A 24102-nucleotide genomic window follows, 5' to 3' on the forward strand; every position below is an offset into this window, starting at 1 on the left:
TATTTTCAAGGGGTGATACACTGGTGGTAACCTATAAGGATTCCGGCGTCAATATAAAAGAAGGATATAAATCAGTAAAGCTAATGAAGGAATATTCAAAATCGACATTTATTCCAGGGGTTTTAAATGGTCTTGGAAGTTTTGCAGGTATGTTCGAACTCGGTGCCTATAAAAATCCCGTGTTGGTATCAGGTACCGACGGGGTTGGTACTAAACTCAAGATAGCTTTTCATGAAAAGAAATATGATACTGTGGGGATAGATTGTGTTGCAATGTGTGTAAATGACATATTGTGTCATGGAGCAAAGCCGATATTCTTTCTTGATTATATAGCTTGTGGAAAGCTTGATGCAAAAGTTGCATCGGATATGGTAAAGGGAGTTTCGGATGGATGTCTTCAATCGGAATGTGCGCTGATTGGCGGCGAGACTGCCGAAATGCCTGGATTTTATGATGAAGGCGAATATGACATGGCAGGATTTGCTGTAGGCGTTGTAGAGAAAGATGAGATAATAGATGGAAGCAAAGTTGAAGGCGGAGATGTACTTATAGGAATTGGATCAAGTGGTGTACACAGCAATGGATACTCGCTTGTAAGAAAAGTAGTTAAAGATCTGGATTCTCCTTTTTTAAATGGAACTATTGGAGAGGAACTTTTAACTCCAACAAAAATATATGTGAAACCTGTACGGGAATTGCTTAAAAATTTTCAAATTAAAGCTATGGCACATATAACAGGCGGTGGTTTTTTTGAAAATATACCAAGAATGTTCAAGGAAGATTTTACGTCTATTATAGATAAGAGAAGCTTTCCTGTTCCAAAGATATTCAAGCATATAATTGAGCTTGGTGTGCCGGAAGAAGAAATGTATAATACTTACAATATGGGTATTGGTTTTGTTGTATGTGCTGCACGTGAGGATGCTGACCTGATAGTTCGTAAACTCTCTGATTTAGGTGAGAAAGCTTATGTAATAGGAAATGTGGAAAGAGGAGATAAAGAAGTATGTTTAAGATAGCAGTTTTGGTCTCTGGAGGAGGTACTGATTTCCAATCTATAATAGATGGTGTAAACAGTGGATATCTTAAAGGATGTTCGATTGAAGCTGCTATAAGTGACAGAAAAGGGACATATGCACTTGAGAGGGCTAAGAAAAATGGAATAGATACTTATGTATTTGACAGAAAGGTATACGGGAATGATATTTCATCCTGTATACTGAAACTGCTTTATGGAAAAGTTGACCTTATAGTGTGTGCAGGATGGCTTTCGATACTTGAAGGTGACTTGATTTCGAAGTTTGAAAATAGAATAATAAACATACACCCATCTTTGATACCAGCATTTTGTGGAAATGGAATGTATGGAATGAAGGTGCATGAAAAAGCTGTTGAATACGGAGTGAAGGTGTCTGGATGTACAGTACATTTTGTAGATGGTGGCACTGACAGCGGTCCTATAATAATTCAGAGAACGGTTCCTGTATATTTTAAAGATACAGCAGAAAGTTTGCAGAAAAGAATACTTGAAGAAGAACATAAGGCACTTCCAGAAGTTGTGAAACTTATTTCTCTTGGCAAAGTAAAGGTAGAAGGCAGGAGAGTAAGCATTCTGGATTAACAGGACTATTTATTTTTATAAAAAGTGTGGAGGTTATAAATATATGATAAAACGTGCATTGTTAAGTGTTTATAATAAGAGCGGCCTTCTTGAACTGGCACAGGCTTTAACTGAAAAAGATGTGGAAATAATATCTACAGGTGGTACATACAAATATTTGTGTGAAAATGGCATACAGGCAGTTGAAATCTCAAGCATAACAGGTTTTGAAGAGATACTTGACGGAAGAGTAAAAACACTTCATCCTGTAATACATGCAGGTATACTTGCCAGGCGTGACAGCAAGGAGCATATGGATACTTTGAAAAAAAAGAACATAACTCCAATAGACATGGTAGTTGTAAATCTGTATCCATTCTTTGACAAGGCGGCAAGTGACATAAGTTTTGAGGAAAAGGTTGAATTTATAGATATTGGCGGACCTACAATGATAAGGGCGGCAGCTAAGAATTTCAAGGATGTTATTGTGCTTACAGATGTAGAGGATTATGATGGGGTAATAGAAAGTTTAAAAAATGACGGTGAAGTTGATTTTGACACTAGAAAGAAGTTTGCAGGAAAGGTATTTAATTTAATGTCAGCATATGATGCTGCAATTTCAAATTTCCTTTTGAATGAAGAATATCCTGAATATCTTTCACTCTCATATAGAAAAAATTCAAGTCTAAGATATGGCGAAAATCCACATCAAAGTGCAGCTTATTATACAAAAACAGTTGGAAATGCACCTATGAAAAATTTTGAACAGTTAAACGGGAAAGAACTTTCCTACAACAATATAAAGGACATGGACATTGCATGGAAAACAGTAAATGAATTTGAGGAAATATGCTGTGTAGGAGTAAAGCACAACACGCCATGTGGTGCTTCACTGGGTTCTACACTTCTTGATGCGTACAAGAAGACATATGCGTGTGATTCAACTTCAATATTTGGTGGAATTGTAGCTGTAAACAGAAAGCTTGACAGGGAAACCGCCGAGGAAATAAGCAAGATATTTCTTGAAATAGTCATAGCGCCTGATTTTTCAGGAGATGCGCTGGAGGTTTTGAGAAAGAAGAAAAATTTAAGGGTTATAAAGTGCACTGAAAAGCCTACATCGGATTTTGAAATAGCAAAAGTTGATGGAGGAATACTTCTTCAGTCAAAGGATGAAAAGTTTGCAGAGAAAATGGAAGTTGTAACAGAGAAAAAACCTTCCAAAGATGAAATAGACAACTTGATATTTGGAATGAAGATATGTAAATATGTAAAATCAAATGCTATTGTAGTTGTAAAGGACTTTATGGCGAAAGGAATAGGCGGAGGACAGGTAAATAGAATATGGCCTACATGTCATGCACTTGATAGAGCAGGTGACGGAGTTATTCTTGCATCAGATGCATTTTTCCCTTTTGGAGATGTAGTAGAAGAAGCTGCAAAGCACGGCATAAAAGCAATAATCCAGCCGGGTGGTTCAATAAGAGACCAGGAATCAATAGATGGCTGTAATAAAAACGGCATATCCATGGTATTTACAGGAGTAAGACATTTTAAACACTAAATGGGGGGATTTTTTTGAAGATACTTGTAGTTGGCTCAGGGGGAAGAGAAGATGCTATTGCATGGAAGATTTCACAGAACCAAAACGTTGAAACTATATTTTGTGCACCAGGAAATGGCGGAACGGCAAGAAGACAGAAATGTAAAAATATAGATGTAAATGATGATGATGTTCAGGCTCTAACAAATTTTGCAGTTGAAAATAATGTAGACCTTACTATAGTTGGGCCCGAAGTTCCTCTTGTATATGGAATTGTTGACGAGTTCAAGGCTAAGGGACTTAAAATATTCGGGCCGGATTCCAGGGGTGCACAGCTTGAAGGAAGCAAGGGATATGCAAAGGCTTTTATGAAAAAGTACGGGGTTAAAACAGCGGAATACGAGAGCTTTGAAGATTCAAAACCTGCGTTTGAATATATAAAAAAGTGCAGTTATCCTATAGTTGTAAAAGCGGATGGACTTGCCGCTGGAAAAGGTGTTGCCATATGTGAAAACTATGAAGAGGCTTTTAAGAGCATAGAAAAGTTTATGGTAAATGATATATTCAAGGGTTCTGGAAGAAAAATAATAATAGAAGAGTTCCTGGAAGGAGTTGAAGCTTCCATACTTTCTGTAACTGATGGAAAGACAATAGTGCCTTTTATATCAGCAAAAGACCACAAGCAGATATATGATGGGGGAAAAGGTCCTAACACGGGAGGAATGGGAGCAATAGCACCTAATCCATATTGTACTGGAGAAGTGCTGGAGGATTTTGATAAAAAAATACTCAAGCCTACTATAGATGGAATAAAAAATGAAGAGTTTGATTACAAGGGTGTAATATTCTTTGGAGTTATGATAACTAAAAAGGGCACATATCTTCTTGAGTACAATGTTAGACTGGGAGATCCTGAAACACAGGCAGTGCTTCCACTTATGGAAAGTGATTTTGTTGACCTTGTGGAAAGCTGTCTCTCTGAGAAGCTTTCGGAATTCAACTTGAAGTGGAAAAATGAAGCATGCTGCTGTGTAGTTGCCGTTTCAAAAGGATATCCTATGGATTACAAAACTGGATTTGAAATAAAAGGAATTCAAGATGTTCAAAATTTATTTGCAGCAGGTGTGAAATTTGAAAATGAAAAGTTCAAGACATCCGGCGGAAGGGTATTGTGTACTTATGGCACAGGATCAAATCTCAACGAAGCTGTCGAAAGTGCCTATAATGATCTTGAAAAGATAAGGTTTAGCGGAAAATACTTTAGGAATGATATAGGAGAGTAACTTTAAAAGCACTTTGGATGTTTGTCCAGAGTGCTTTTAAAGTATACATAGAAAAGTTACAAATGTTTTACAATTACTTTTTTAGTAGAAATAACTTAAGAATAATAGTAAAATATTATTTGTAATGTTTGTTTACAGTAAGATAACACCTATTTTGTGGAGGTAATTGCATGAAAAAGCGCAAAAGAAAAAAGAAAGTTTCTAGAAATTTCGTATTTTTTATAATATATGAGATTATAGTATTCATTGTAGCAGCACCACTTCTTGTTTTTTATGGGCCCTTTACAGATGTAAGGGATATGGTTGTAAGCACTGCAATGAAGACTTTCACACATCAGTACATAGCAACTACGTTTTTGTCGAAAGACAAGATAAATGAGATAATGAATAAAAATGCGACAGGAGAAGTAGATGGAAAACAGGAGGAAAATCAAGAAGGAGTAAATATAGAGCACAGGAACGACAAGGGAATAGAGCAATATGAAATACCAGGTACAAGATTTGATGGGTATATACTTGAGGTTAAAGATCCAACAAGAGTTAAAATAGGCTATACAAAGCATCTCGGAAAAGTTGGAGAAAAGACAAGTGAAATAGCCAGAGATAATAATGCAGTTGCAGCAATAAATGGCGGGGGATTTCAGGACAAAGCATCAAATGGAAAATTATGGACAGGTACTGGCGCATATCCTGAAGGAATTGTAATATCAAAAGGAAAAAGCATAAATAAAAGTGTAAATTCAGATGAAAAGTTAAGTGTATCTGCATTCAACTCGTCTGGAAAGTTGATAGTAGGGTATCATAGCCTTAAAGAACTCTTAAATCAGGGAGTAAAGGAAGCACTTTCTTTCAACAATCCACTTATAATAAATGGAAAAACTGTTTTCAATGGTGACAAAGGACGTAATCCCAGAACTGCCATTGGGCAGAAGGAAGATGGTACTGTTGTACTTCTTGTAATAGATGGCAGAAAAGGGATAAAACTTGGTGCTACTATAAATGAAGTTCAGAACATAATGATGCAAAGAGGTGTGGTAAATGCAGCAGACCTTGATGGAGGTTCATCTGCAACTATGTATTACAATGGAGAGGTAATAAACACACCATGCGACTGGAATGGTGAGAGAACAGTAGCTACTGCAGTTTATGTAGAACCTTAGAAGGAGTGTAGTTTTAATGAAAGTACTTAAGAGAATTATTGTGTGGACCTTGATACCTTTGATTTTTGAAATGGCAGGGCTGTTCTTTGTAGATAAATTTTATGTAAAAAACCAGGGAAGTTTTAATATAAAAAAAGTTGATACGTCAAGTAGGGAAGCAAAGACAAAGATAAAGGTAAAGGTTCCTGATGATGCAGAGAATATAAAAATATCACATAATGGGAACTATGTTTCCTACTATGAGGATGGAAGTATATATGTTGTGAATACAGAAAATAATGACAAGAAGGAAGTGGATGTTGATGATGATTCAGATCTCTCATATTATAGATGGGATCTTGAAAGTGATGTCATCCTCATGCTGGAGAAGTTTACACGGGGAGGTTCAAGTTATCTTAAATTTGTAGCATATGATGCCAAGAGGAATTCTACAGAAGAGAGAAAGAACTCCTCAAACGAGCCGCTTGAGATACTCCTTCCAGACAGCAGCTATGAAGTTAAAAATGTAGCATTTTCAGGTGCGAGCAATGTGACTTATGTGACATCAGGTGCGCAGGGAGAAGCTGCAAGAATATATAGAATAGACCGTATGACTGCTTTGAACAAAATTAATTTTGGAGGAATAGAACTTGGGAATATATCTGCAATAAACAATGAAGATGGAGATCAGGTTGTTTATGAAGACAGGAGTGCGAATAGAATAAGAGTCGGTAAAAGAGGAGATGTAATTGCAACAGGCGAAAATGCGATGCATTATTTGCTTGGTACGGATGATAACGAGAGGGTATACATAGGAAATGGAAATGACGACAATATAAATAAAATATTTGTTGAAGACTTGAACAAGGAAAGAAGCAGCTGGAAAGTATATAATCTTTCCAAGCAAACAAACAGGAAAAATATATACGTAATTAGAGATGGAAGAATATGCGTAAATAATCCATCCGAGAACACAGTGACTGAAATCACAAAGAAGAAAACTGTTGAATACAAGGGAAATCTTATAGGGGTGTATAATTATGGTGTAATAAGCAGGGATGGAAATAAGGTTTTGGGAGCACTGTTTGATTAAACAGTGTCCCTTTTCACTTTGCCTTAAAGTAGTATAATTTTCCGTCTTCTATGGAGTAGTCTATGAGTCTTTCATTATAGAGATATGATATAAAAGCTGAAACTCCTGCGAAGTCAAGATAATATTCATTGAAGTTCAAATCAAGATTATTTAATATGGAGATATTTTCAAGAATGTCTTCACGGGTTAGAGGCTGCTCGAGCAGCTCAAGCAGCTCATTTTTGTAGTTTTCAATATTTGTTATATTCTTGTCTACAAGTTCTGAAATATCGTTTTTTGAGACAATTCCGCGGGAGTGGCTTATTAGGAAGTAGTCTGCATCAATTTCTTTTATTCTATTTAATGTTTCTATGGTGTCGGATATGTTGTACAAGTATGGAAATGAGTATTTTTCAAGTATTTCACTGCTGAATATAGAATCACCGAGAAAGCATACTCTATCATTTGAAACCATACCTATATGCTCTATTGAATGACCTGGAAGCGGTAATATATTAAATTTTTCGTCTCCTATTTTATTTATACCATACTCTGCTATGTAGTCAACTTCAATAGGCTTGTTGATTTTGTTAAGAGCCTTTATTGGATAGGAGGAGCTTAAAATTGAAGGATGGAGATCCTCATTTTCCATAAAGAGCTTTTCTTTTATAGATGAGTATACTATGATTCCAGGATAGTTTTTTTTGAAGTATAGATTTCCACCGCAGTGATCGAGATGGCTGTGTGTATTTATTATATATTTTGGATGAAGGCTGTTTGAGGCAAGTATATCATCCAGTTTTTTTGCTGCGGTATTGTTAAGCCCTGAATCTACAATAAGGCAGTTTTTATTTTTGAACTTGTATACTCCAACATTTGTTGGGGCATCTATATAATATGTGTTTCCATTTATTTTATTTAGTTTCATTTGAAATCAGTCCTTTCTAATGAAGAAACATTTGAGTCTTTTCAAAGAATTATAGTATTACTTGTCAATTTATTATACACTAGGATACCTTTCAGGACAAAATTGATTATTTATGGTTTTTATTATGTTTATTATCTGATATAATTGTTTAATAGAGTATAGTTTTCGTTTTTTATCGTAATATATTATTTATAACTTTAATTGATAAGGAGATAAAGTGATATGCTTGCTTTTGAAAGACATAATAAAATATTAGACCTATTATATGAGAACAAAAAAATTACAACCCATAGTTTGAGTGAATTGATAAATGTTTCCGAATGTACTGTAAGAAATGATTTAAACAAGTTGGAAAAGGATGGACTTTTAAAGAGGATACACGGTGGAGCGGTGCTGCCACAGGCTATACAGCAGGATTTAAGTTTTCCAAATAGAAAAAGTGAAAATCAATCTGAGAAGAACTGTATTGGTAAGAAAGCATATGAATTTGTGGAAGATGGTCAATGTATAATAATAGATGCAAGCTCCACTGCAATGTCATTTGCAAAGTATTTGAGTAAAACTGATTTTAGGATTACTGTCATAACAAACGGGATATACACAGCTTTTGAGCTTAAAGACAATAGTAACATAAATGTAATTCTTGTAGGTGGTGTAGTAAGACCTAAATCTGGGTCAATCGAAGGATTGCTTGGAAAAAATTTGATTTCTCAAATGAATGCTGATATAGCCTTTGTATCTGCAAGAGGTTTTACGATTGAACAGGGGCTTACAGAGTTCAATATATATGAAGCTGAATTGAAAAAACTTTTGATATCGAGAGCGCAGAGGGTTATTGCCATGCTTGATTTTTCAAAATTAGAAGTTAATTCTATTTCGAGTTTTGCAGATTTAAATCAAATTGATACTATAATTACTGATGGCAATTCACAGGAAGAGGTACTTCAAAAATATAGAGAACATGGTATAAATGTTATGGCGACACATGATCAGCAATAGTTTATAGTAAAGAAGTGGGAGAAAATATAAGAAAACAAAAGTAAAGGAGTGCCGATAAAATCGGCACTCTTAGTTTAATTACATGACAATAGCTTTTCAACTTCTGAGATTACATTTTCGGTAGTAAATCCATAATGTTTAAACAATTCATTTGCAGGTGCTGAAGCTCCAAAATAATCTATTGACATGACCTTACCTTCCAGTCCAACATATTTATACCAGCCTATGGATGAGCCGGCTTCAATGGACAACCTTTTTTTTACAGAATGAGGAAGTATTGATTCTTTATATTCAATACTTTGCATTTCAAATACTTCAAAGGAAGGAAAACTAACTACTCGTGCACTTATATCTTTTTTTTGCAGTTCTTCTGCTGCTTTGTATATGAGTTCAACTTCAGATCCTGAAGCCATAAGGATTATATCAGGTTTTGACTTATGACCTTTTTTTAATATATATGCTCCTTTTAGAGCATCTTTACTTGTTTCCATGTATAAAGGAACAGTTTGCCTTGTAAGTATTATTGAGGTAGGACCATTTTTATTTGTAAGCGAATAATACCATGCAGCTGCAGTTTCCTTAGCGTCAGCTGGTCTGTATACGGTCATGTTTGGTATACTTCTTAGAGATGCAAGTTGTTCAATTGGTTCATGGGTTGGGCCATCTTCACCTACGCCTATGCTGTCATGAGTCAGTATATATATTATAGGAAGCTTCATTATTGATGAAAGTCTCATTGAACCTTTCATATAGTCACTGAATACTAGGAATGTCGAAACATATGGTCTTAAGCCTCCGTGAAGATATATTCCATTTGCAATTGCAGCCATAGAATGCTCTCTTATTCCAAAATGAAGGTTTCTTCCTAGTCGGTTATTTTTTGAGAAATCACCTTTATCATTCATGTATGTTTTGTTTGATGGTGCAAGATCAGCAGAGCCTCCGATCATATTTGGAATTTTATCGGCAAGTCTGTTTATTATATTGCCTGATGCGTTTCTTGTGGACATTTTTTCTTTAAATGACCATAAACTTTCGCAATTAATTATACATTTTGGATCGAGTTTTGCATAATATTTGTCAAGTTTTTTTGACAAATCAGGATATTTTATATCATATTCAGATTTTAAATTATTCCATTCAAATTCATACATCTGCAAATTACTTATAATACTGGTCATATGTTTATTTACACTCTCTGGTATAAAAAAATCTTCAGTGTATTCCCAGTTTAAAAATTTCTTTGTACTTTTTATATTTTCTTTACCTAAAGGTTCACCGTGTGCAGATGATTTGCCTTGTTTTTCAGGGCATCCATAACCAATTTGAGTGTTTACTATTATTAAACTTGGTTTTGAATGTTCTTTTTTTGCAACATCAATAGCTGTTTCTATAATATTTATATCATTTCCATCTCGTATGTTTAATACCTGCCATCCATATGATTCAAATCTTTTACCGACATTTTCAGTAAATGTTATATTTGTATTTCCTTCAATAGTTATATTATTAGAATCATAAAATACAATTAATTTGCCAAGACCAAGTGTTCCTGCAAGTGAAGCAGCTTCTGATGATATTCCCTCCATCATACATCCGTCGCCTGCTAGACAGTATGTATTGTGGTTTATTATCGGATAACCGGGTCTATTGAATTTTTTTGCAAAATGGGCTTCTGCAATAGCCATTCCAACTCCATTTGCTATTCCTTGTCCTAAAGGACCTGTAGTAGTTTCCACTCCAGTAGTATGTCCGTATTCTGGATGACCTGGAGTTTTGCTATCCCATTGTCTGAATTGTTTTAAATCAGCTATAGTTAAACCATATCCAAATAATAGGAGAAGGGAATACAACATGGCTGAACCATGTCCCGCTGATAATATAAATCTGTCGCGGTTTATCCAATTTGGATTTTTGGGATTGTGTTTCATTCCTTTTGCCCATAATGTATATGCCATAGGTGAAGCTCCAAGGCAAAGTCCGGGATGTCCGGACTTTGCCTTTTCTATTGCTTCAACTGACAATAAGCGTATACAATTTACAGCTAATTGATCAATATTTTTTTCATTCATGAAGAACACATCCTTTTTTAATTATGATGGAGTATTTTTAGGTACTGATTTCCAATCATCAAGAAATTTTTTTATTCCTATATCGGTTAAAGGGTGTTTTGTCATTTGAATTAGTATTTTATATGGTATTGTGGCTATATCGGAACCTGCTTTTGCAGCATTTATAACGTGAAGAGGACCTCTTATACTAGCTGATATTATTTCTGTTTGTATATTATAATTATTGAATATTTCAGATATTTGTTTTACAAGTTCAATTCCGTTTATGCCGATATCATCCAGCCTTCCTAAAAATGGACTTACATAAGATGCACCTGCTTTTGCAGCCAGAAGAGCTTGTCCGGCAGAAAATATCAAAGTAACATTTGTTTTTATGCCTTGTTCTGAAAGAATTTTTACAGCCTTTAGTCCCTCGGTATTCATTGGAATTTTTATTACTATATTTTTATGAATCGTTACAAGATCCTTTGCTTGATTAACCATATCAGCTGAAGTCAATCCCGTTACTTCAGCACTAATTGGACCATCAACAATAGTAGTTATTTCTTTTACTACTTCTTTAAAATCTCTTCCTTCTTTTGCAATTAGTGATGGATTTGTAGTTACTCCACAAATTACTCCCATTTCATTTGCACGTTTAATTTCATCTACATTAGCTGTATCTATAAATAATTTCATCGATTACACCGCCTTATTTGTATCTTTTTTAAATTTTTTATCAATCTCGTTTATAAGTTTTATTTTTGGAGTGGATCTTCCATCTACAAATTCTGAGTTTAGCCATATGTTAAGTAAGTATTTTGCAAGGGAAGGACCAACTATTTCAGCACCAAAAGTAGCTATTTGAGCATTATTACTCTTTTTAGCTCTTTCTGCTGAATAAATGTCATGGCATACAGCGGCTCTTATGCCGGGAACTTTATTTGCTGTTATCGCCATGCCTATGCCTGTACCACAAATAAGTATTCCACGATCAAAATTACCATTCGCTATTTCTTCACTCACTTTGAGAGCTATGTTTGGATAATATATACTTTCACCCTCATTTGAGCCAAAATCCGTATATTCGATATTTTTTTCTTTGAGAAATTTTAATAAAGTGAGCTTTAACTGATATCCATTTTGGTCACAGCCTACAGCTATTTTCATTGGAACCAATCCTTTCTATTATTATTTTTTTGAATTTTATCGAAAATTATTGTTTACTATAGATTTATAGTATCATTTTTAATCGTTACTTCCAAATATGCAAATACCTTATAATTACTATTTATGTACTGTAGAAGGGCAGTTTTGATTTATTTTCACTATTTTTTATTGAATTACGATTTGGATACATTTTAATTTAAAACATTAAGAAAATAAAAGAAAATAAAAGAAAATAATAAAGAAACATACTAAAAACAACATATAAATAAAAATTATGATCTTGAAAACGAATAACATTGATGATAAGATTAAGATAAAGGTAAGAAATGAAAATAAAACTTAGTTTCATTATAAAGCATTAATATATAATTAATAATGCTTTAAGTAATTTACTTTAAAAAATATTACATATATAAACAAATAGTACTTAGTTACGACACATAAATTCTCTAATTAAAGGAACTTATTTGGTATTTTATAGATCTAAATAAAATGCTAACATGTAATTAAGTTAAGATATAAGAGAGGTTAATAAATTGAACAGTTTAAATAATCGTCAAATAAAATTTATAAATCTTTTAATAGTAGAAAATGAATATAAAACGATTAGTTACTTTGCTGACTTTTTAAAAACTTCTTGTAAAACATTACAAAAAGATTTAAAAATAATAGAAAAGTATTTGGGAAGCTTTAATGTGTTACTTAATAGAAAAAGGGGTGTAGGAATAAAAATTATTAATGTTAAGACAGCACGTTGGCTTTTGGTTAATGACCTTAAATTTCAAAGGACGAAGTGCAAAAAAATTACAACTAATGAACGTAGGCTTGAAATAGCACGGAATATGTTGCTTGATTCAGATACAGCTACTTCCATACAAAAACTTTCTGACATATATTATGTGAGTAAGACAAGTATAGTAGCTGATATAAATTACATTGAAAAATGGTTTAGTAAATTTAATTTGAAGCTAAAAAAGAGTGTTAAAGGCACAATATTAGTTGGCAGTGAAATTAATATTAGAAGAACATTATCTATGCTTATGATAGAATATTCAAAATTAGATTACAAGACCGATGACATATTTAAAAATATAAGTTCTAGAATAAACCCATCTACATTTAATGCATTAGCTGAGATTTTTGATGAAGATAAAATTATTTATGTAAATAATTACCTTATGAAATTAGAAAAAAAATATAACTGTTGCATAAATGATCCATATTATATTAATCTACTTACACATATTCTTATTTCACTTACTAGAGGAATTGCCGGTATGCAGATAAATAGTGATTTTATTAAAGATGATTATGATTTAAAAAGTCAAATTTCCTACAAAGTTGCGCTTAATATGGTAACAACAATGAATCGAGATTTTAAAGTTAGTTTAGGTGAATCAGAAGTATATTATTTATATGAATATTTTGCATCTTGTGGATTGATAAAAAATGTAGAAGAAAATTCAAGCTTAATTTTGGATAAATTAAATTATAAAGCTAAAATATTTACTGAGAATATGAGTAAATATGTAGAAAAAATTATGGGAATTAATATTTGTAATGACAAAAAAATTATGAAAGACGTTTTTTTACATGTACGTCCTATGTTAAATAGATTAAAAAATAATATTAAGATAACAAATCCTTTATTAGAAGATATAGAAAAAGAATGTTCAGATACGTTGGAAGTTTGTAAATTAGCAGTACTATTTACATTGCATGATTTATGCAGAGTAAATTATAACTTTATACCAGTTGATGAAATAGGTTATTTGACAGTTTATTATGAAACTGCGATAGAACGTATGCCTGTAAAGAAAAAAGTTATTTTAGTATGTCAGAGTGGCTTTGGAACATCTCAGCTATTAATGACAAAAATAAAGAAAACGTTTTTTGAATGGGAAATTAGTGATGTAGTTCCTGCATATGCGCTTAAAGATTACAATTTGAATAATATTGATCTTGTAATTTCGACTGTTCCAATATGTCATATAAGGAAGCCGTATATAATAGTATCTGCATTTTTAAGTGAAGAGGATGTTATAAACATTTCCAATATGTTGTCTTATGACAATAGACCTAAAAGCCTTAGAAATGTACAAGCTGGACTCAACTATATAAACAAGTATATTTCAAAAGAAAACGTTTATTTTAATAAAACCGATGATGAGGTGTTTTATGATATAAACAAAAAATATAGCTGTGAGATTAAATTCAATGATATATCCTTTGGTGAAAAAATAAAGATAAAGTTAGCATTTACTCATGGTCTGAATTTATTAATTAATTTTAAGAATACTTTAAGTTTAAAAGAACATATGACAGTTTATATTATGGCCGATGATACTAAGATTATAAGTGAGGTTATGTCAACAATATATTATTTTTATAAAGCTAATTATACTATCAAGGAAATTGTAATGTTTATTAACAAATGCAAATACGGTATTAAGTGTGATGAATTTAAAAATGACAAAGATAATTTAAAATTAGATGATATTAAAAAAATTATAAGTAAGGATACAATCAATTTGGAAATGAATGTTAAAAATAAATTGGAAGCTATAACTCAACTATCTTATGTCATGAAAAAATATGGAATTATATCAGACGTGGATAAGTTCCTAGATGATATAAATCAGAGAGAGTCTTTAGGAGTTACTGGAATAGGTGGAGGAATTGCAATACCACATATAAGGTCAAGTTTTGTTAATAGGACAACTATAGCTATAGGTAGAAGCAAGAATCCAATACAATGGGAAAGTTTAGATAATGAACCCGTATATGTAGTTATATTATTTGCCGTAAGAAAGGACAACGAAATAGATGATAATATTAAAATTGTTTCGAAGATAGCAGGTATGCTTGGGGATGATGATGTATGTAAAAGGTTACTGCTGGCTCAAAAGCCAGATAATATATATAAAATATTTTTAAAATAAAAAATTTTGAAAGGAAGATGTTATTATGACTGAGCAAGAGATAATAAACAGAAGGAGAAGTGCGGTTAAATGGTTTGAAGGTGCTCATATAGCTTTAACTGAAGAAGAAAAGGACCAGATTGAGATTGCCGATTTTGGTTTGGGAAAAGTTGATGAGGTTGGTTCACAAATTTTAGTCTATGTTAATACGCCTAGGTATTGTGGTAAAGAAATGTTGATGTTTCCAGGCCAGGTATTCCCTGAACATAAGCACCCTGTTAGAGAAGATGGAAGTGAAGGAAAGCAGGAAACATTTAGATGTAGAAGTGGTATAGTTTATGTTTATGTTCCTGGTGAAGAAACTATTAATCCAGCTATAAAACCACCTAAAGGTGATGAAAAGTATTATACTTCAAAGCATGAGATTGTATTAAAACCTGGTGAGGAATATACAATGGTTCCAGGTACACCGCATTGGTTTGCAGGAGGACCGGAAGGCGCAATAGTGTCAGAATTTTCTTCAAATAGTGATGATGCTTCAGATGTATATACTGATCCGAGACTTGTTAGTCATTTCTCTGCAAAATAATTTTGAAAGGATGATTTTATATGTTAATTGATATGAAGGAAATGTTGAATGTTGCAAAGGAACATAAGTTCGCTGTTCCTGCATTTAATGCAGGATCAGGACAACTATTAACAGCTGTAATGGAAAGTGCCGAAGAAAAAAATGCGCCGTTTATTTTAGCAATTCATCCAGATGAGCTATCTTTTTTAAGAGATAGTTTTGTCTCACAAGTTATTTATGAATGCAATCATAGCAAAGTACCAATTGTGTTGCATTTGGATCATGGGTCAAATTTTGAACAAGTAATCCATGCAATTCAACTAGGATTTACTTCAGTTATGATAGACAGCTCGAAAATGCCATTTGATGAAAATGTTAAAATTACTAAGAAAGTTGTAGAAGCAGCACATCCAGTTGGAGTTTCTGTAGAGGCTGAATTAGGTACAATAGGCGATACTGGAAATAGTATAGAGGGTGGAGTTACAGATGTCATTTATACCGATCCACAGAAGGCAAGTGAATTTGTGAATATGACTAATGTCGATTCTCTTGCGGTAGCCATAGGTACTGCTCATGGCATTTATCCTAAAGATTTAAAACCTGAACTTAGATTGGATATTCTTCAGAGTATAAGAGAGGCAGTTGATATTCCACTTGTATTGCATGGTGGATCAAGCAACCCTGACGATGAAATCGCTAAATCTGTGGCAATGGGTATATCAAAAATTAATATTTCGAGTGATATTAAAGTAGCTTTTTGTAAAAAGTTGAAAGAAATTATAGAAAGTAATGATATAAGTGAAATAAGAGAGCCTAATATTATGTTCCCTGAATGTATAAAAGCATGCAGAGAAGTAGTAGATCAAAAAATTGATTTATTTAATGATGCCGATAAAACTAAGTATTTTAAATTTATTATTGAGGATTAGGAGTTTGCTATGGATTTGAGTGAAATATTAGATGATAGAATTATTAGTGTCGATATGTCGGTTAAAAACAAGGAAGAAGCAATAACATTTTTATCTCAAAAGCTTAAGACAGCGGGTTATATTGATGATATAGAATCTTTTAAAAAAGATATATATTATAGAGAATCTTTAGGTATAACAGGAATTGGAAATTACATTGCTATTCCGCATGGTAAGAGTGATTCTGTAAAAAAAATAGGTATAGCTATTGGAAAACTTAAGGAAGAAATTAAGTGGGAGACATTAGATGATAAAGGAGTTAAAGTAGTATTTTTATTTGCTGTTTGCAATAACAATGACTATGCTAAAAAACATTTGAAATTACTTTCGGAGTTAGCTTCTAAGCTTGGAGATGACGATAAAGTAAGTGAAATTTTAGGTGCAGGTTCTGTTGATGATATAAAGAAAGTATTTACTTAAAATAAGGGGGTATATTTATGAAAATTGTAGGTATTACTGCTTGTGCTGCTGGTATTGCTCATACTTATATTTCAAAGGAGAAATTGATTAAGGCTGCAGAAAAAGCAGGTCATGAAATTCATGTTGAAACTCAAGGTACTATAGGCACAGAGAATAAATTGAATGAAAAGGATATTGAAGAGGCTGATGTTGTAATAATTGCAGCAGATATTCAAGTGGCCGGCACAGAAAGATTTAAAGGCAAAAAAAAGATTGAAGTGTCTACTGATACTGTGATAAAGTCACCAAATAAATTTATTAAAAAAGTTGAAGATATTATTAAAAAATAAAAATATAGGGAGGAAATTAACATGTTGGCGGAATTAAAAAAACATGCCATGACTGCTATTTCATTTCTAATTCCAGTTGTTGTTGCTGCTGGTTTTCTATTAGCTATTGGGAGTATTGGTGGGGGGACAGTAATAACTGATTTTTCGAAAAGTTTCCACTTCTTTGATGCTTTTAGTACTATGGGAAGTTTGGGATTGGGATTGTTGCCTGTTGTTATAGCAACAGGAATCTCATTTTCAATTGCAGACAAACCAGGAATTGCCCCAGGCGTGATTATAGGATTGATTTCCAAAGCTATAGGAGCAGGTTTCTTTGGAGGATTTATTGGAGGATATATAGCTGGATATATAACTAGATTTGTAGTTAAAAAATTGAAGGTACCATATTGGGCAGAAGGATTAAAACCTATGCTTATAATACCTTTGATTTCATCTGCAATTTGTGGACTCTTGATGTTTTTTGTAATTGGTATTCCGGTTAGATCAGGAACATTTTTGTTACAAACTTATTTGGAACATCTAAATGGATCTTCTAAGTTTATTTATGGAATGGTTATAGGAATACTTTCGGCAGTTGATTATGGTGGAGCTATAAATAAGGTTGTATATGCATTTTGCCTTGGACTATTGTCTCAAGGAGTTAAAGAGCCTGTCACTGTACTTATGATAGCATCTATGGTTACCCCATTTGGAATGGCTATGGCATATTTTATACAGAAAATATTTAGAAAAAACATTTACAGAAAAGAAGAGATTGAAAATTTAAAGGTTGCTTTTCCAATGGGTATTTGCATGATAACAGAAGGATGCTTGCCTATTGTTATGAATGATGTTGTGCGTTGTGTAATTGCAACTGGAGTTGGTGGTGCAGTAGGCGGAGGCTTTAGTATGCTTTGGGGCGCTGATTCAGCAGTTCCGCATGGAGGATTGTTTGCAATTGTTACCATGAGTCATCCTCTAGCATTCCTTCTTGCATTGTTTATTGGTTCTCTTGCTACGGCGATTGTACTTGTTGTTTTAAAGAAGTCTGTAGATGTGAATTCAGATGGACCTGAAGATGGCAATGAGGAAGCTGATATATCGGATGGCAGTATTAAAATTTCATAATTTTAATAAAGGAGACGTTAATATGAATTTTAAATTTGGAGTTGATACATTTATATGGACAGAAAAGTTTTCTGAAAAAGATTTATGGATAATTAAAAAAGCTAAAGAACTGGGCTTTGAAATAATAGACTTTGCAATTTCAGATCCATATAGTTTTCCAACAGAGCTTGTAAAAAGAGAACTTTTGAAGATTGGAATAGATTGTGTTTGTACTACAACACTTACACGCGATACAAATCCTATTTCACCTGATGCAACTATAAGGAAGGCGTCTGTAAAGGCAATGAAAAAAGCAATTGATATATGCAATGAACTTGATGCCCCTATTCTTGGCGGTGTTAATTACGCAGCATGGGGATATACTACGGGAAAGCCAAGAACCAGTGAAGAATGGGACTGGGGTGTAAATTGTATGAAAGAGGTTGCCGAATATGCGGAGAAAACTGGCTCTGTAACGATTTGTGTTGAGTGTGTAAATCGTTTTGAGACGCATTTTCTTAATATTGCTAAAGATGCAGTTGAATTTTGTAAAAGTGTAGGAACTAAAAATATTAAAGTTCATCTTGATTGCTTTCATATGATTAGAGAAGAAAAGAGTTTTCGGGGTGCGGTTGAGACATGTGGTAAAGAGTATCTTGGATATGTTCATGTAAATGAGAATGACAGAGGAGTTCCAGGAACTGGTCTTGTGCCATTTGATGAATTCTTTTCATCACTTGTTGAAATAGGGTATAAGGGACCTCTTGTAATAGAGTCATTTGATCCTGGTTTTGAAGAATTGAATGCTAATTGTGCTATTTGGAGAAAACTTGCAGATACAGGTGAAAAACTTGCAGTTGATGGACTTGCAAATTTGAAACAAATCGCAGAAAGTATTTAATTTTGTGTATTCAACAGTTAAATTAGAGAAAGAAGTGATTATAGTTGAATAGTATTATAAATGAACCAGATCATATGGTTGAAGATATGCTAAAAGGGTTTGTAAAAGCAAATAATGATATTGTTTTACCAACAAAAAATCCAAAAGTATTGAAATATGTAAATGCACCAGTGAAAGATAAGGTAGGGATTGTGACAGGCGGTGGTTCAGGCCACAAACCAGCTTTTATTGGATATATAGGTAAGAACATGTGTGATGCGGTTGCGGCAGGAGAAATATTTTCATCACCTACGGCGTCAGCATTTTTGGATGCTATAAAGGAAGCTGATTCAGGCAAAGGTGTTGCGTGCCTTTATGGAAACTACGCAGGTGATAACATGAATATGAAAATAGCCATGCGAAGAGCCGAGGCAATTGGAATTAAGGTTAAGACTGTAGTTGCAAATGATGATTGTGCATCTGCACCGAAAAGCGATATGAAAAAACGCAGGGGAGTTGCAGGTGAAGTTCTGATGTGGAAGGTTGGAGGAGCAAAGGCTGCCATGGGAGCAAGCCTTGATGAAGTCATAAATACATCACAGAAGGCAATTGATAATACACGTTCCGTAGGAATAGGAATAGCTCCGTGCACAATACCAGCTGTTGGACATCCGAATTTCGATATAGCTGAAGGCAGTATGGAAGTTGGAATAGGACATCACGGGGAGCCGGGGATTAAGGTAGAGCCATTGAAGAGAGCCGATGAAATGGCTGAAGAAATGTTTAATATTATAATTAAAGATTTTTATCTTCAAAAAGGCGATGAGGTTGTTGTGCTTTTATCTGGTCTTGGTGCAACGCCTGCAATGGAGCAGTATATTGTATATGACAAAATTGAAGATTTAATTAAAAGTAGAGGGATTAATATATATAAGTCATATGTTGGCGATTATTTTACATCTCTTGATATGAAAGGCATAACATTGACGATTATGAAACTGGATGATGAACTAAAAAAATGTATTGATTTGCCGGTATATTCTGTTGGAATGAAGCAGTTATAAATGGGAGGTGTTGAATTGTCTATTAAAAATAGTGATTGTGCTATAGTGATACAAAATTTAATTAATACAATCCACGATAATAAGGATTTTCTTAGCAAAATAGATGGAGAAATTGGTGATGGTGACCATGGTATTAATATGGATAAAGGTTTTGCCATGTGCAGTCAAAAGCTAAAAGGGAAAAAATATAATATGTCACAAGGTTTGTCTGTTTTAGCCTCAACACTTCTAGAAGACATAGGTGGCTCAATGGGCCCGTTGTACGGAATCTTTTTTGAAAGTATGGCTGAAAAATCAAATGTAGAAGAAATAGATGAAGTTGTATTTGGAGATATGCTTGATGAAGCATTAAGTGGTGTTCAGGATATAGGAAATGCTAAGATAGGAGATAAGACATTGCTTGATACGTTGATTCCTGCTATAGAGTCCTATAAAAAATCAATTAAAGATAATGAAAACTTTTATGATTCTCTTGAAAAGTTGAAGGATGCGGCAAAGAAAGGATGCCAGTCAACTAAGAATATGGTAGCTAAAGTTGGAAGAGCAAGTAGGCTAGGAGAACGTTCTAGGGGAATTTTAGATGCTGGATCAGTTAGTTGCTATCTAATTCTTGAATCTATTGCAAACTCGCTTCAATTTGAAATTCGTAAGAGTGACACTTCCTGTTAAATGTGGAGAGATCATAATAAAAAACATTCTAGACACAAATGTAAATATTATAGCTGAAAAAACTATAATATAAACATTGACAATGCTGAATAATGAGTATATATTATAATTAATTAAATATTTAACTTTCGGGGCAGGGTGAAATTCCCGATCGGCGGTATAGTCCGCGAGCTTGTAAGAGTTAAGAACTGGTGAAATTCCAGTACCGACAGTAAAGTCTGGATGGAAGAAAGTAAGTACGCTTAATTATTGTATGTGTTTTTTATGTATGATTAATTGTACATTATTCCCCCTGAAGGTTTTTCAGGGGGATTTTTAGTGTACTTAATTTAAGAAATTATTCTTGTTATGGAAGTGAATTTTATGAAACATGAAGATACAGAAAAGTATTACATGAATATGGCACTTGAACTTGCGGTAAAGGGAGAGGGCTTTGTAAGTCCAAATCCGCTTGTAGGTGCGGTAATTGTAAAAGACGGCAAAGTTGTGGGAAAGGGATTTCATAAATTCTTTGGAGGACCTCATGCAGAAGTATACGCACTTAAGGAGGCAGGAGACGATGCTAGAGGAGGGGAGCTTTACGTGACTCTTGAACCATGCTCTCATTATGGAAAAAACCCGCCCTGTGCGAAAGCTGTAATAGAAGCAGGCATAAAGAAAGTTGTTGTTGCAGTAAAGGATCCGAATCCACTTGTTTCGGGAAAAGGAATAAAAATGCTTGAAAATGCAGGGGTGGAAGTCCATACCGGAATCATGGAAAGAGAAGCTTTCAAAATTAATGAAATATTCATGAAATATATTACAAGAAAGATACCCTTCGTAACAATAAAGTCAGCAGTTACGATAGATGGGAAAATAGCCCTTTCAAATGGTGAATCAAAATGGATAACAGGGGAGAAGTCGAGAGAAAAAGTACATGAAATGAGAAATAAGTATACAGCTGTAATGGCTGGAATAGGTACAATAATTAAAGATGATCCATTGCTTACAACAAGGCTTGGCGGCAGAGGGAGAAGTCCAAGGGCAATTTTGATTGACTCTAAAATTAGAATACCGCTCTCGTCGAAAATACTTGGTACTTTAGATGACAGGGACATTGTGATTGCATGTACTGAAAATTTCGATAAATCCAAGTTTAGAAAATTGGAAAATATGGGAGTTAAAATCATTGTCTGTCCTGAAAAGGATGATAAAGTTGACCTTAAATATCTTGTGAAAAAGCTTGGCAAGGAAGGTATTGACAGCATACTTGTAGAGGGTGGCGGAAGGCTCAATTTCTCGGTGCTTGAATCTGGAATTGCAGACAAGGTTGTTTATTTTATAGCCCCTATGATATTTGGAGGAGATAATTCTAAAACTTCTGTGGAAGGAAAAGGTGTGGACAAAATATCTATGGCAGTAAAGTTTAAAGATATGTCATTTAAACGCATAGGTGAGGACTTAATGCTGGAAGCATATTGTGTAAAGTAGGGAGGTGATGGTTTGTTTACAGGTCTTGTAGAGGAAATAGGTGAAATAATTGATGTATCCAAAGGCAGTAATTCATCAAAACTTACAATAAGGGCAAAAAAGATAACAAAAGACATGCATATTGGAGACAGCATTGCTGTAAATGGTACATGCCTTACAGTTGTTAAATTTCAAAGTGATTTTTTCAGTGTTGATGTTATGGCGGAAACTATAAGGATGGGAAGTTTTAAAAATTTAAAATGCTCGAGTCTTGTGAATCTTGAGAGGGCTTTGAAAGTTGGAGACAGGATTGGCGGTCATATGGTAAGCGGGCATATAGATGGAACGGGAAGTATATGTGATATCCATAGAGAGGATATATCCACTTGGATTTGCATAGAGGCTCCCGGCAGTATTTTGAAGTATGTTGTACTAAAAGGATCTATATGCCTTGATGGTGTCAGCTTAACAGTTGCAAGGATTAACAAAAATTCCTTCAGTGTTTCAATCATACCTCATACAAAGCAGGAGACAATTCTAAGTTACAAACATCTTGGTGATTATGTAAATATAGAATGTGATATGATTGGAAAATATGTAGAACGGATGATTAGTCCAAAATTTGAAGATACGAATATGAAATCATGTGTAAATATGAGCATTCTAGAAAAATATGGGTTTACCTAAAATTAAGAATAAAACAAATAAACTAAATATTTTTAAAATATATTACTTGAAGGGAGATAATAATTATGAGCTATAAATTCAATACGATTGAAGAAGCATTAAAAGATCTGAAATCCGGCAAGATGGTTATAATTGTAGATGATGAAGGAAGAGAGAATGAAGGGGATCTTGTGATACCTGCAGAAAAGGCAACAGGTGAAAATATAAACTTTATGATAACTCATGCAAAAGGACTTCTATGTGCACCTGTCGAAAAGAAAATAGCAGAGAAGCTTGGATTTGATCCCATGGTTGCAAATAATACGGACAATCATGAGACTGCGTTTACCGTAACTGTTGATTTTAAAGATACTACAACTGGAATATCAGCTTTTGAAAGAGCTAATACAATAAATATGATTGCAAATTCAAATTCCAAGGATGATTTCCGAAGGCCGGGACATATATTCCCGCTTATTGCAAAAGAAAATGGGGTATTTGACAGAACTGGACATACCGAAGCTTCAGTGGATCTTTCAAAGCTTGCAGGTTTCAAAGGTGCGGCTGCAATATGTGAGATTATAAAAGATGACGGGACTATGGCACGACGAGAAGACTTAATGGAATTTTCGAAAAAGTATGACTTGAAAATAGTTACAATAGTTGATCTTATATCCTACAGAAAAAAGCATGAAAAACTTGTAAGAAAAATTGCATCGGCAAATTTACCTACAAAATTTGGTGAGTTTAAAATTACTGCATATGAAGATATATTAACTCATAAAACTCATGTTTCTCTTGTAAAGGGAAATAATTTCGAGGGAAAAAAGCCGCTTGTAAGAGTACATTCACAGTGTCTTACAGGAGATGTGTTTCATTCCTTGAGATGTGACTGCGGATCACAGCTTGAATCTTCACTGAGACAGATACAGGAAGAAGGCGAAGGAGTGCTTCTGTACCTAAGTCAGGAAGGTCGTGGAATAGGAATTGCAAATAAATTGAAAGCGTACAAGCTTCAGGAAGAAGGTATGGATACTGTAGAGGCAAATCTTGCACTTGGATTTCCGGCAGATATGAGAGATTATACTATAGGTGCTCAGATACTTGAAGATATAGGTATAAGAAAAATGAGAATTTTAACAAACAATCCTAAAAAGATAGATGGACTTTCAGATTATGGGCTTGAGATAGTTGAAAGAGTTCCTATACAGGTTGGAATATCAAAGCAAAGTGAGAAATACATGAAAACCAAAAAAGAGAAAATGGGGCATCTTCTCAAATTATAATTTTACAAATA

24 protein-coding genes and 1 riboswitch are annotated in these 24102 nt (G+C 33.8%); of the genes, 20 read left to right on the forward strand and 4 right to left on the reverse strand.

From position 1 onward, the window contains the following. Positions 1 to 23: 23 nt before the first annotated feature. The 6 genes from purM to AC4CVH_RS07790 all read left to right on the forward strand — a co-directional run bounded on the left by purM (position 24) and on the right by AC4CVH_RS07790 (position 6658). Positions 24 to 1019, forward strand: a complete 996-nt coding sequence (gene purM / locus AC4CVH_RS07765) for a phosphoribosylformylglycinamidine cyclo-ligase (RefSeq protein WP_490787182.1) — start codon at positions 24 to 26, stop codon at positions 1017 to 1019. Next, positions 1007 to 1621, forward strand: coding sequence for a phosphoribosylglycinamide formyltransferase (purN, locus tag AC4CVH_RS07770; protein WP_490787183.1), 615 nt, complete (start codon positions 1007 to 1009; stop codon positions 1619 to 1621). Before purM ends, purN begins: the two co-directional genes overlap by 13 nt. A 43-nt stretch (positions 1622 to 1664) precedes the next feature. Beyond that, complete coding sequence (purH, locus tag AC4CVH_RS07775; protein ID WP_490787184.1) at positions 1665 to 3164, forward strand: bifunctional phosphoribosylaminoimidazolecarboxamide formyltransferase/IMP cyclohydrolase; 1500 nt, start codon at positions 1665 to 1667, stop codon at positions 3162 to 3164. A 14-nt stretch (positions 3165 to 3178) separates the two neighbouring features. Further along, positions 3179 to 4426, forward strand: coding sequence for a phosphoribosylamine--glycine ligase (gene purD / locus AC4CVH_RS07780; protein WP_490787185.1), 1248 nt, complete (start codon positions 3179 to 3181; stop codon positions 4424 to 4426). Positions 4427 to 4596: 170 nt separating this feature from the next. Then, positions 4597 to 5586: a phosphodiester glycosidase family protein gene (locus AC4CVH_RS07785; RefSeq protein ID WP_490787186.1), complete on the forward strand. Its 990-nt coding sequence runs from the start codon at positions 4597 to 4599 to the stop codon at positions 5584 to 5586. Between the two features lie 16 nt (positions 5587 to 5602). After that, positions 5603 to 6658 (forward strand): hypothetical protein, encoded by a 1056-nt coding sequence (locus AC4CVH_RS07790; protein WP_490787187.1) that lies wholly within the window; start codon positions 5603 to 5605, stop codon positions 6656 to 6658. Positions 6659 to 6671: 13 nt separating this feature from the next. Here the strand turns inward: AC4CVH_RS07790 and AC4CVH_RS07795 are convergent, their stop codons facing one another. Continuing rightward, complete coding sequence (locus AC4CVH_RS07795) at positions 6672 to 7565, reverse strand: MBL fold metallo-hydrolase (protein ID WP_490787188.1); 894 nt, start codon at positions 7563 to 7565, stop codon at positions 6672 to 6674. 222 nt (positions 7566 to 7787) lie between these two features. Between AC4CVH_RS07795 and AC4CVH_RS07800 the strand changes: the two genes are divergently transcribed. Then, entirely contained in the window at positions 7788 to 8564 is a 777-nt protein-coding gene (locus AC4CVH_RS07800; RefSeq protein WP_490787189.1) for a DeoR/GlpR family DNA-binding transcription regulator, read from the forward strand. 74 nt (positions 8565 to 8638) lie between these two features. Here AC4CVH_RS07800 and tkt read toward each other — a convergent pair whose 3' ends face one another. From tkt to rpiB, 3 genes are read right to left on the reverse strand one after another with little or no spacing between them, the layout of a single operon-like run. Further along, positions 8639 to 10636 carry a transketolase gene (gene tkt, locus AC4CVH_RS07805; RefSeq protein WP_490787190.1) on the reverse strand — a complete coding sequence of 666 codons (1998 nt, stop codon included), beginning with the start codon at positions 10634 to 10636 and terminating at the stop codon, positions 8639 to 8641. A gap of 21 nt (positions 10637 to 10657) precedes the next feature. Continuing rightward, the gene (gene fsa, locus AC4CVH_RS07810; protein ID WP_490787191.1) at positions 10658 to 11314 is read right to left on the reverse strand and encodes a fructose-6-phosphate aldolase; all 657 of its coding nucleotides are present in this window, start codon (positions 11312 to 11314) and stop codon (positions 10658 to 10660) included. A gap of 3 nt (positions 11315 to 11317) precedes the next feature. Next, on the reverse strand, positions 11318 to 11785 hold the full coding sequence (rpiB, locus tag AC4CVH_RS07815; protein ID WP_490787192.1) for a ribose 5-phosphate isomerase B: 468 nt from the start codon (positions 11783 to 11785) through the stop codon (positions 11318 to 11320). Positions 11786 to 12321: 536 nt separating this feature from the next. On the opposite strand from rpiB, the gene AC4CVH_RS07820 reads away from it, so the two are divergent. The 13 genes from AC4CVH_RS07820 (at position 12322) to AC4CVH_RS07880 (ending at position 24091) form a co-directional block, all read left to right on the forward strand. Beyond that, on the forward strand, positions 12322 to 14727 hold the full coding sequence (locus AC4CVH_RS07820) for a BglG family transcription antiterminator (RefSeq protein WP_490787193.1): 2406 nt from the start codon (positions 12322 to 12324) through the stop codon (positions 14725 to 14727). A 25-nt stretch (positions 14728 to 14752) separates the two neighbouring features. Further along, positions 14753 to 15295, forward strand: a complete 543-nt coding sequence (locus AC4CVH_RS07825; protein ID WP_490787194.1) for a D-lyxose/D-mannose family sugar isomerase — start codon at positions 14753 to 14755, stop codon at positions 15293 to 15295. 20 nt (positions 15296 to 15315) lie between these two features. Beyond that, positions 15316 to 16203 (forward strand): ketose-bisphosphate aldolase, encoded by an 888-nt coding sequence (locus AC4CVH_RS07830; protein ID WP_490787195.1) that lies wholly within the window; start codon positions 15316 to 15318, stop codon positions 16201 to 16203. Positions 16204 to 16212: 9 nt separating this feature from the next. After that, complete coding sequence (locus AC4CVH_RS07835; protein WP_490787196.1) at positions 16213 to 16662, forward strand: PTS sugar transporter subunit IIA; 450 nt, start codon at positions 16213 to 16215, stop codon at positions 16660 to 16662. A gap of 17 nt (positions 16663 to 16679) precedes the next feature. Next, complete coding sequence (locus tag AC4CVH_RS07840) at positions 16680 to 16991, forward strand: PTS fructose transporter subunit IIB (protein WP_490787197.1); 312 nt, start codon at positions 16680 to 16682, stop codon at positions 16989 to 16991. A 21-nt stretch (positions 16992 to 17012) separates the two neighbouring features. Then, on the forward strand, positions 17013 to 18098 hold the full coding sequence (locus tag AC4CVH_RS07845) for a PTS fructose transporter subunit IIC (protein ID WP_490787198.1): 1086 nt from the start codon (positions 17013 to 17015) through the stop codon (positions 18096 to 18098). 22 nt (positions 18099 to 18120) lie between these two features. Then, positions 18121 to 18978, forward strand: a complete 858-nt coding sequence (locus AC4CVH_RS07850; RefSeq protein WP_490787199.1) for a sugar phosphate isomerase/epimerase family protein — start codon at positions 18121 to 18123, stop codon at positions 18976 to 18978. Between the two features lie 44 nt (positions 18979 to 19022). Further along, positions 19023 to 20021 carry a dihydroxyacetone kinase subunit DhaK gene (locus AC4CVH_RS07855; protein ID WP_490787200.1) on the forward strand — a complete coding sequence of 333 codons (999 nt, stop codon included), beginning with the start codon at positions 19023 to 19025 and terminating at the stop codon, positions 20019 to 20021. A gap of 15 nt (positions 20022 to 20036) precedes the next feature. Continuing rightward, entirely contained in the window at positions 20037 to 20690 is a 654-nt protein-coding gene (gene dhaL, locus AC4CVH_RS07860) for a dihydroxyacetone kinase subunit DhaL (protein ID WP_490787201.1), read from the forward strand. Beyond that, the gene (locus tag AC4CVH_RS07865) at positions 20674 to 20763 is read left to right on the forward strand and encodes a DUF1667 domain-containing protein (RefSeq protein ID WP_490787202.1); all 90 of its coding nucleotides are present in this window, start codon (positions 20674 to 20676) and stop codon (positions 20761 to 20763) included. The genes dhaL and AC4CVH_RS07865 overlap by 17 nt, the downstream gene beginning before the upstream one ends. 47 nt (positions 20764 to 20810) lie before the next feature. Further along, positions 20811 to 20928: riboswitch (FMN riboswitch) on the forward strand. Positions 20929 to 21053: 125 nt separating this feature from the next. Further along, on the forward strand, positions 21054 to 22160 hold the full coding sequence (ribD, locus tag AC4CVH_RS07870) for a bifunctional diaminohydroxyphosphoribosylaminopyrimidine deaminase/5-amino-6-(5-phosphoribosylamino)uracil reductase RibD (protein ID WP_490787203.1): 1107 nt from the start codon (positions 21054 to 21056) through the stop codon (positions 22158 to 22160). 12 nt (positions 22161 to 22172) lie between these two features. After that, the gene (locus tag AC4CVH_RS07875) at positions 22173 to 22826 is read left to right on the forward strand and encodes a riboflavin synthase (protein WP_490787204.1); all 654 of its coding nucleotides are present in this window, start codon (positions 22173 to 22175) and stop codon (positions 22824 to 22826) included. A gap of 65 nt (positions 22827 to 22891) precedes the next feature. Continuing rightward, positions 22892 to 24091: a bifunctional 3,4-dihydroxy-2-butanone-4-phosphate synthase/GTP cyclohydrolase II gene (locus tag AC4CVH_RS07880; RefSeq protein ID WP_490787205.1), complete on the forward strand. Its 1200-nt coding sequence runs from the start codon at positions 22892 to 22894 to the stop codon at positions 24089 to 24091. The last annotated feature ends 11 nt before the right edge of the window (positions 24092 to 24102 follow it).

Source organism: Clostridium pabulibutyricum (assembly GCF_058242705.1).

Bases quoted from the DNA above. Each gene is read 5' to 3' on its own strand.
- ribD (WP_490787203.1), top strand. From the start codon at position 21,054: ATGAAACATGAAGATACAGAAAAGTATTACATGAATATGGCACTTGAA.
- AC4CVH_RS07850 (WP_490787199.1), top strand. From the start codon at position 18,121: ATGAATTTTAAATTTGGAGTTGATACATTTATATGGACAGAAAAGTTT.
- AC4CVH_RS07880 (WP_490787205.1), top strand. From the start codon at position 22,892: ATGAGCTATAAATTCAATACGATTGAAGAAGCATTAAAAGATCTGAAA.
- AC4CVH_RS07825 (WP_490787194.1), top strand. From the start codon at position 14,753: ATGACTGAGCAAGAGATAATAAACAGAAGGAGAAGTGCGGTTAAATGG.
- AC4CVH_RS07795 (WP_490787188.1), bottom strand. From the start codon at position 7,565: ATGAAACTAAATAAAATAAATGGAAACACATATTATATAGATGCCCCA.
- AC4CVH_RS07830 (WP_490787195.1), top strand. From the start codon at position 15,316: ATGTTAATTGATATGAAGGAAATGTTGAATGTTGCAAAGGAACATAAG.
- AC4CVH_RS07845 (WP_490787198.1), top strand. From the start codon at position 17,013: ATGTTGGCGGAATTAAAAAAACATGCCATGACTGCTATTTCATTTCTA.
- tkt (WP_490787190.1), bottom strand. From the start codon at position 10,636: ATGAATGAAAAAAATATTGATCAATTAGCTGTAAATTGTATACGCTTA.
- AC4CVH_RS07790 (WP_490787187.1), top strand. From the start codon at position 5,603: ATGAAAGTACTTAAGAGAATTATTGTGTGGACCTTGATACCTTTGATT.
- rpiB (WP_490787192.1), bottom strand. From the start codon at position 11,785: ATGAAAATAGCTGTAGGCTGTGACCAAAATGGATATCAGTTAAAGCTC.
- purH (WP_490787184.1), top strand. From the start codon at position 1,665: ATGATAAAACGTGCATTGTTAAGTGTTTATAATAAGAGCGGCCTTCTT.
- AC4CVH_RS07835 (WP_490787196.1), top strand. From the start codon at position 16,213: ATGGATTTGAGTGAAATATTAGATGATAGAATTATTAGTGTCGATATG.
- purN (WP_490787183.1), top strand. From the start codon at position 1,007: ATGTTTAAGATAGCAGTTTTGGTCTCTGGAGGAGGTACTGATTTCCAA.
- fsa (WP_490787191.1), bottom strand. From the start codon at position 11,314: ATGAAATTATTTATAGATACAGCTAATGTAGATGAAATTAAACGTGCA.
- AC4CVH_RS07785 (WP_490787186.1), top strand. From the start codon at position 4,597: ATGAAAAAGCGCAAAAGAAAAAAGAAAGTTTCTAGAAATTTCGTATTT.
- AC4CVH_RS07840 (WP_490787197.1), top strand. From the start codon at position 16,680: ATGAAAATTGTAGGTATTACTGCTTGTGCTGCTGGTATTGCTCATACT.
- AC4CVH_RS07800 (WP_490787189.1), top strand. From the start codon at position 7,788: ATGCTTGCTTTTGAAAGACATAATAAAATATTAGACCTATTATATGAG.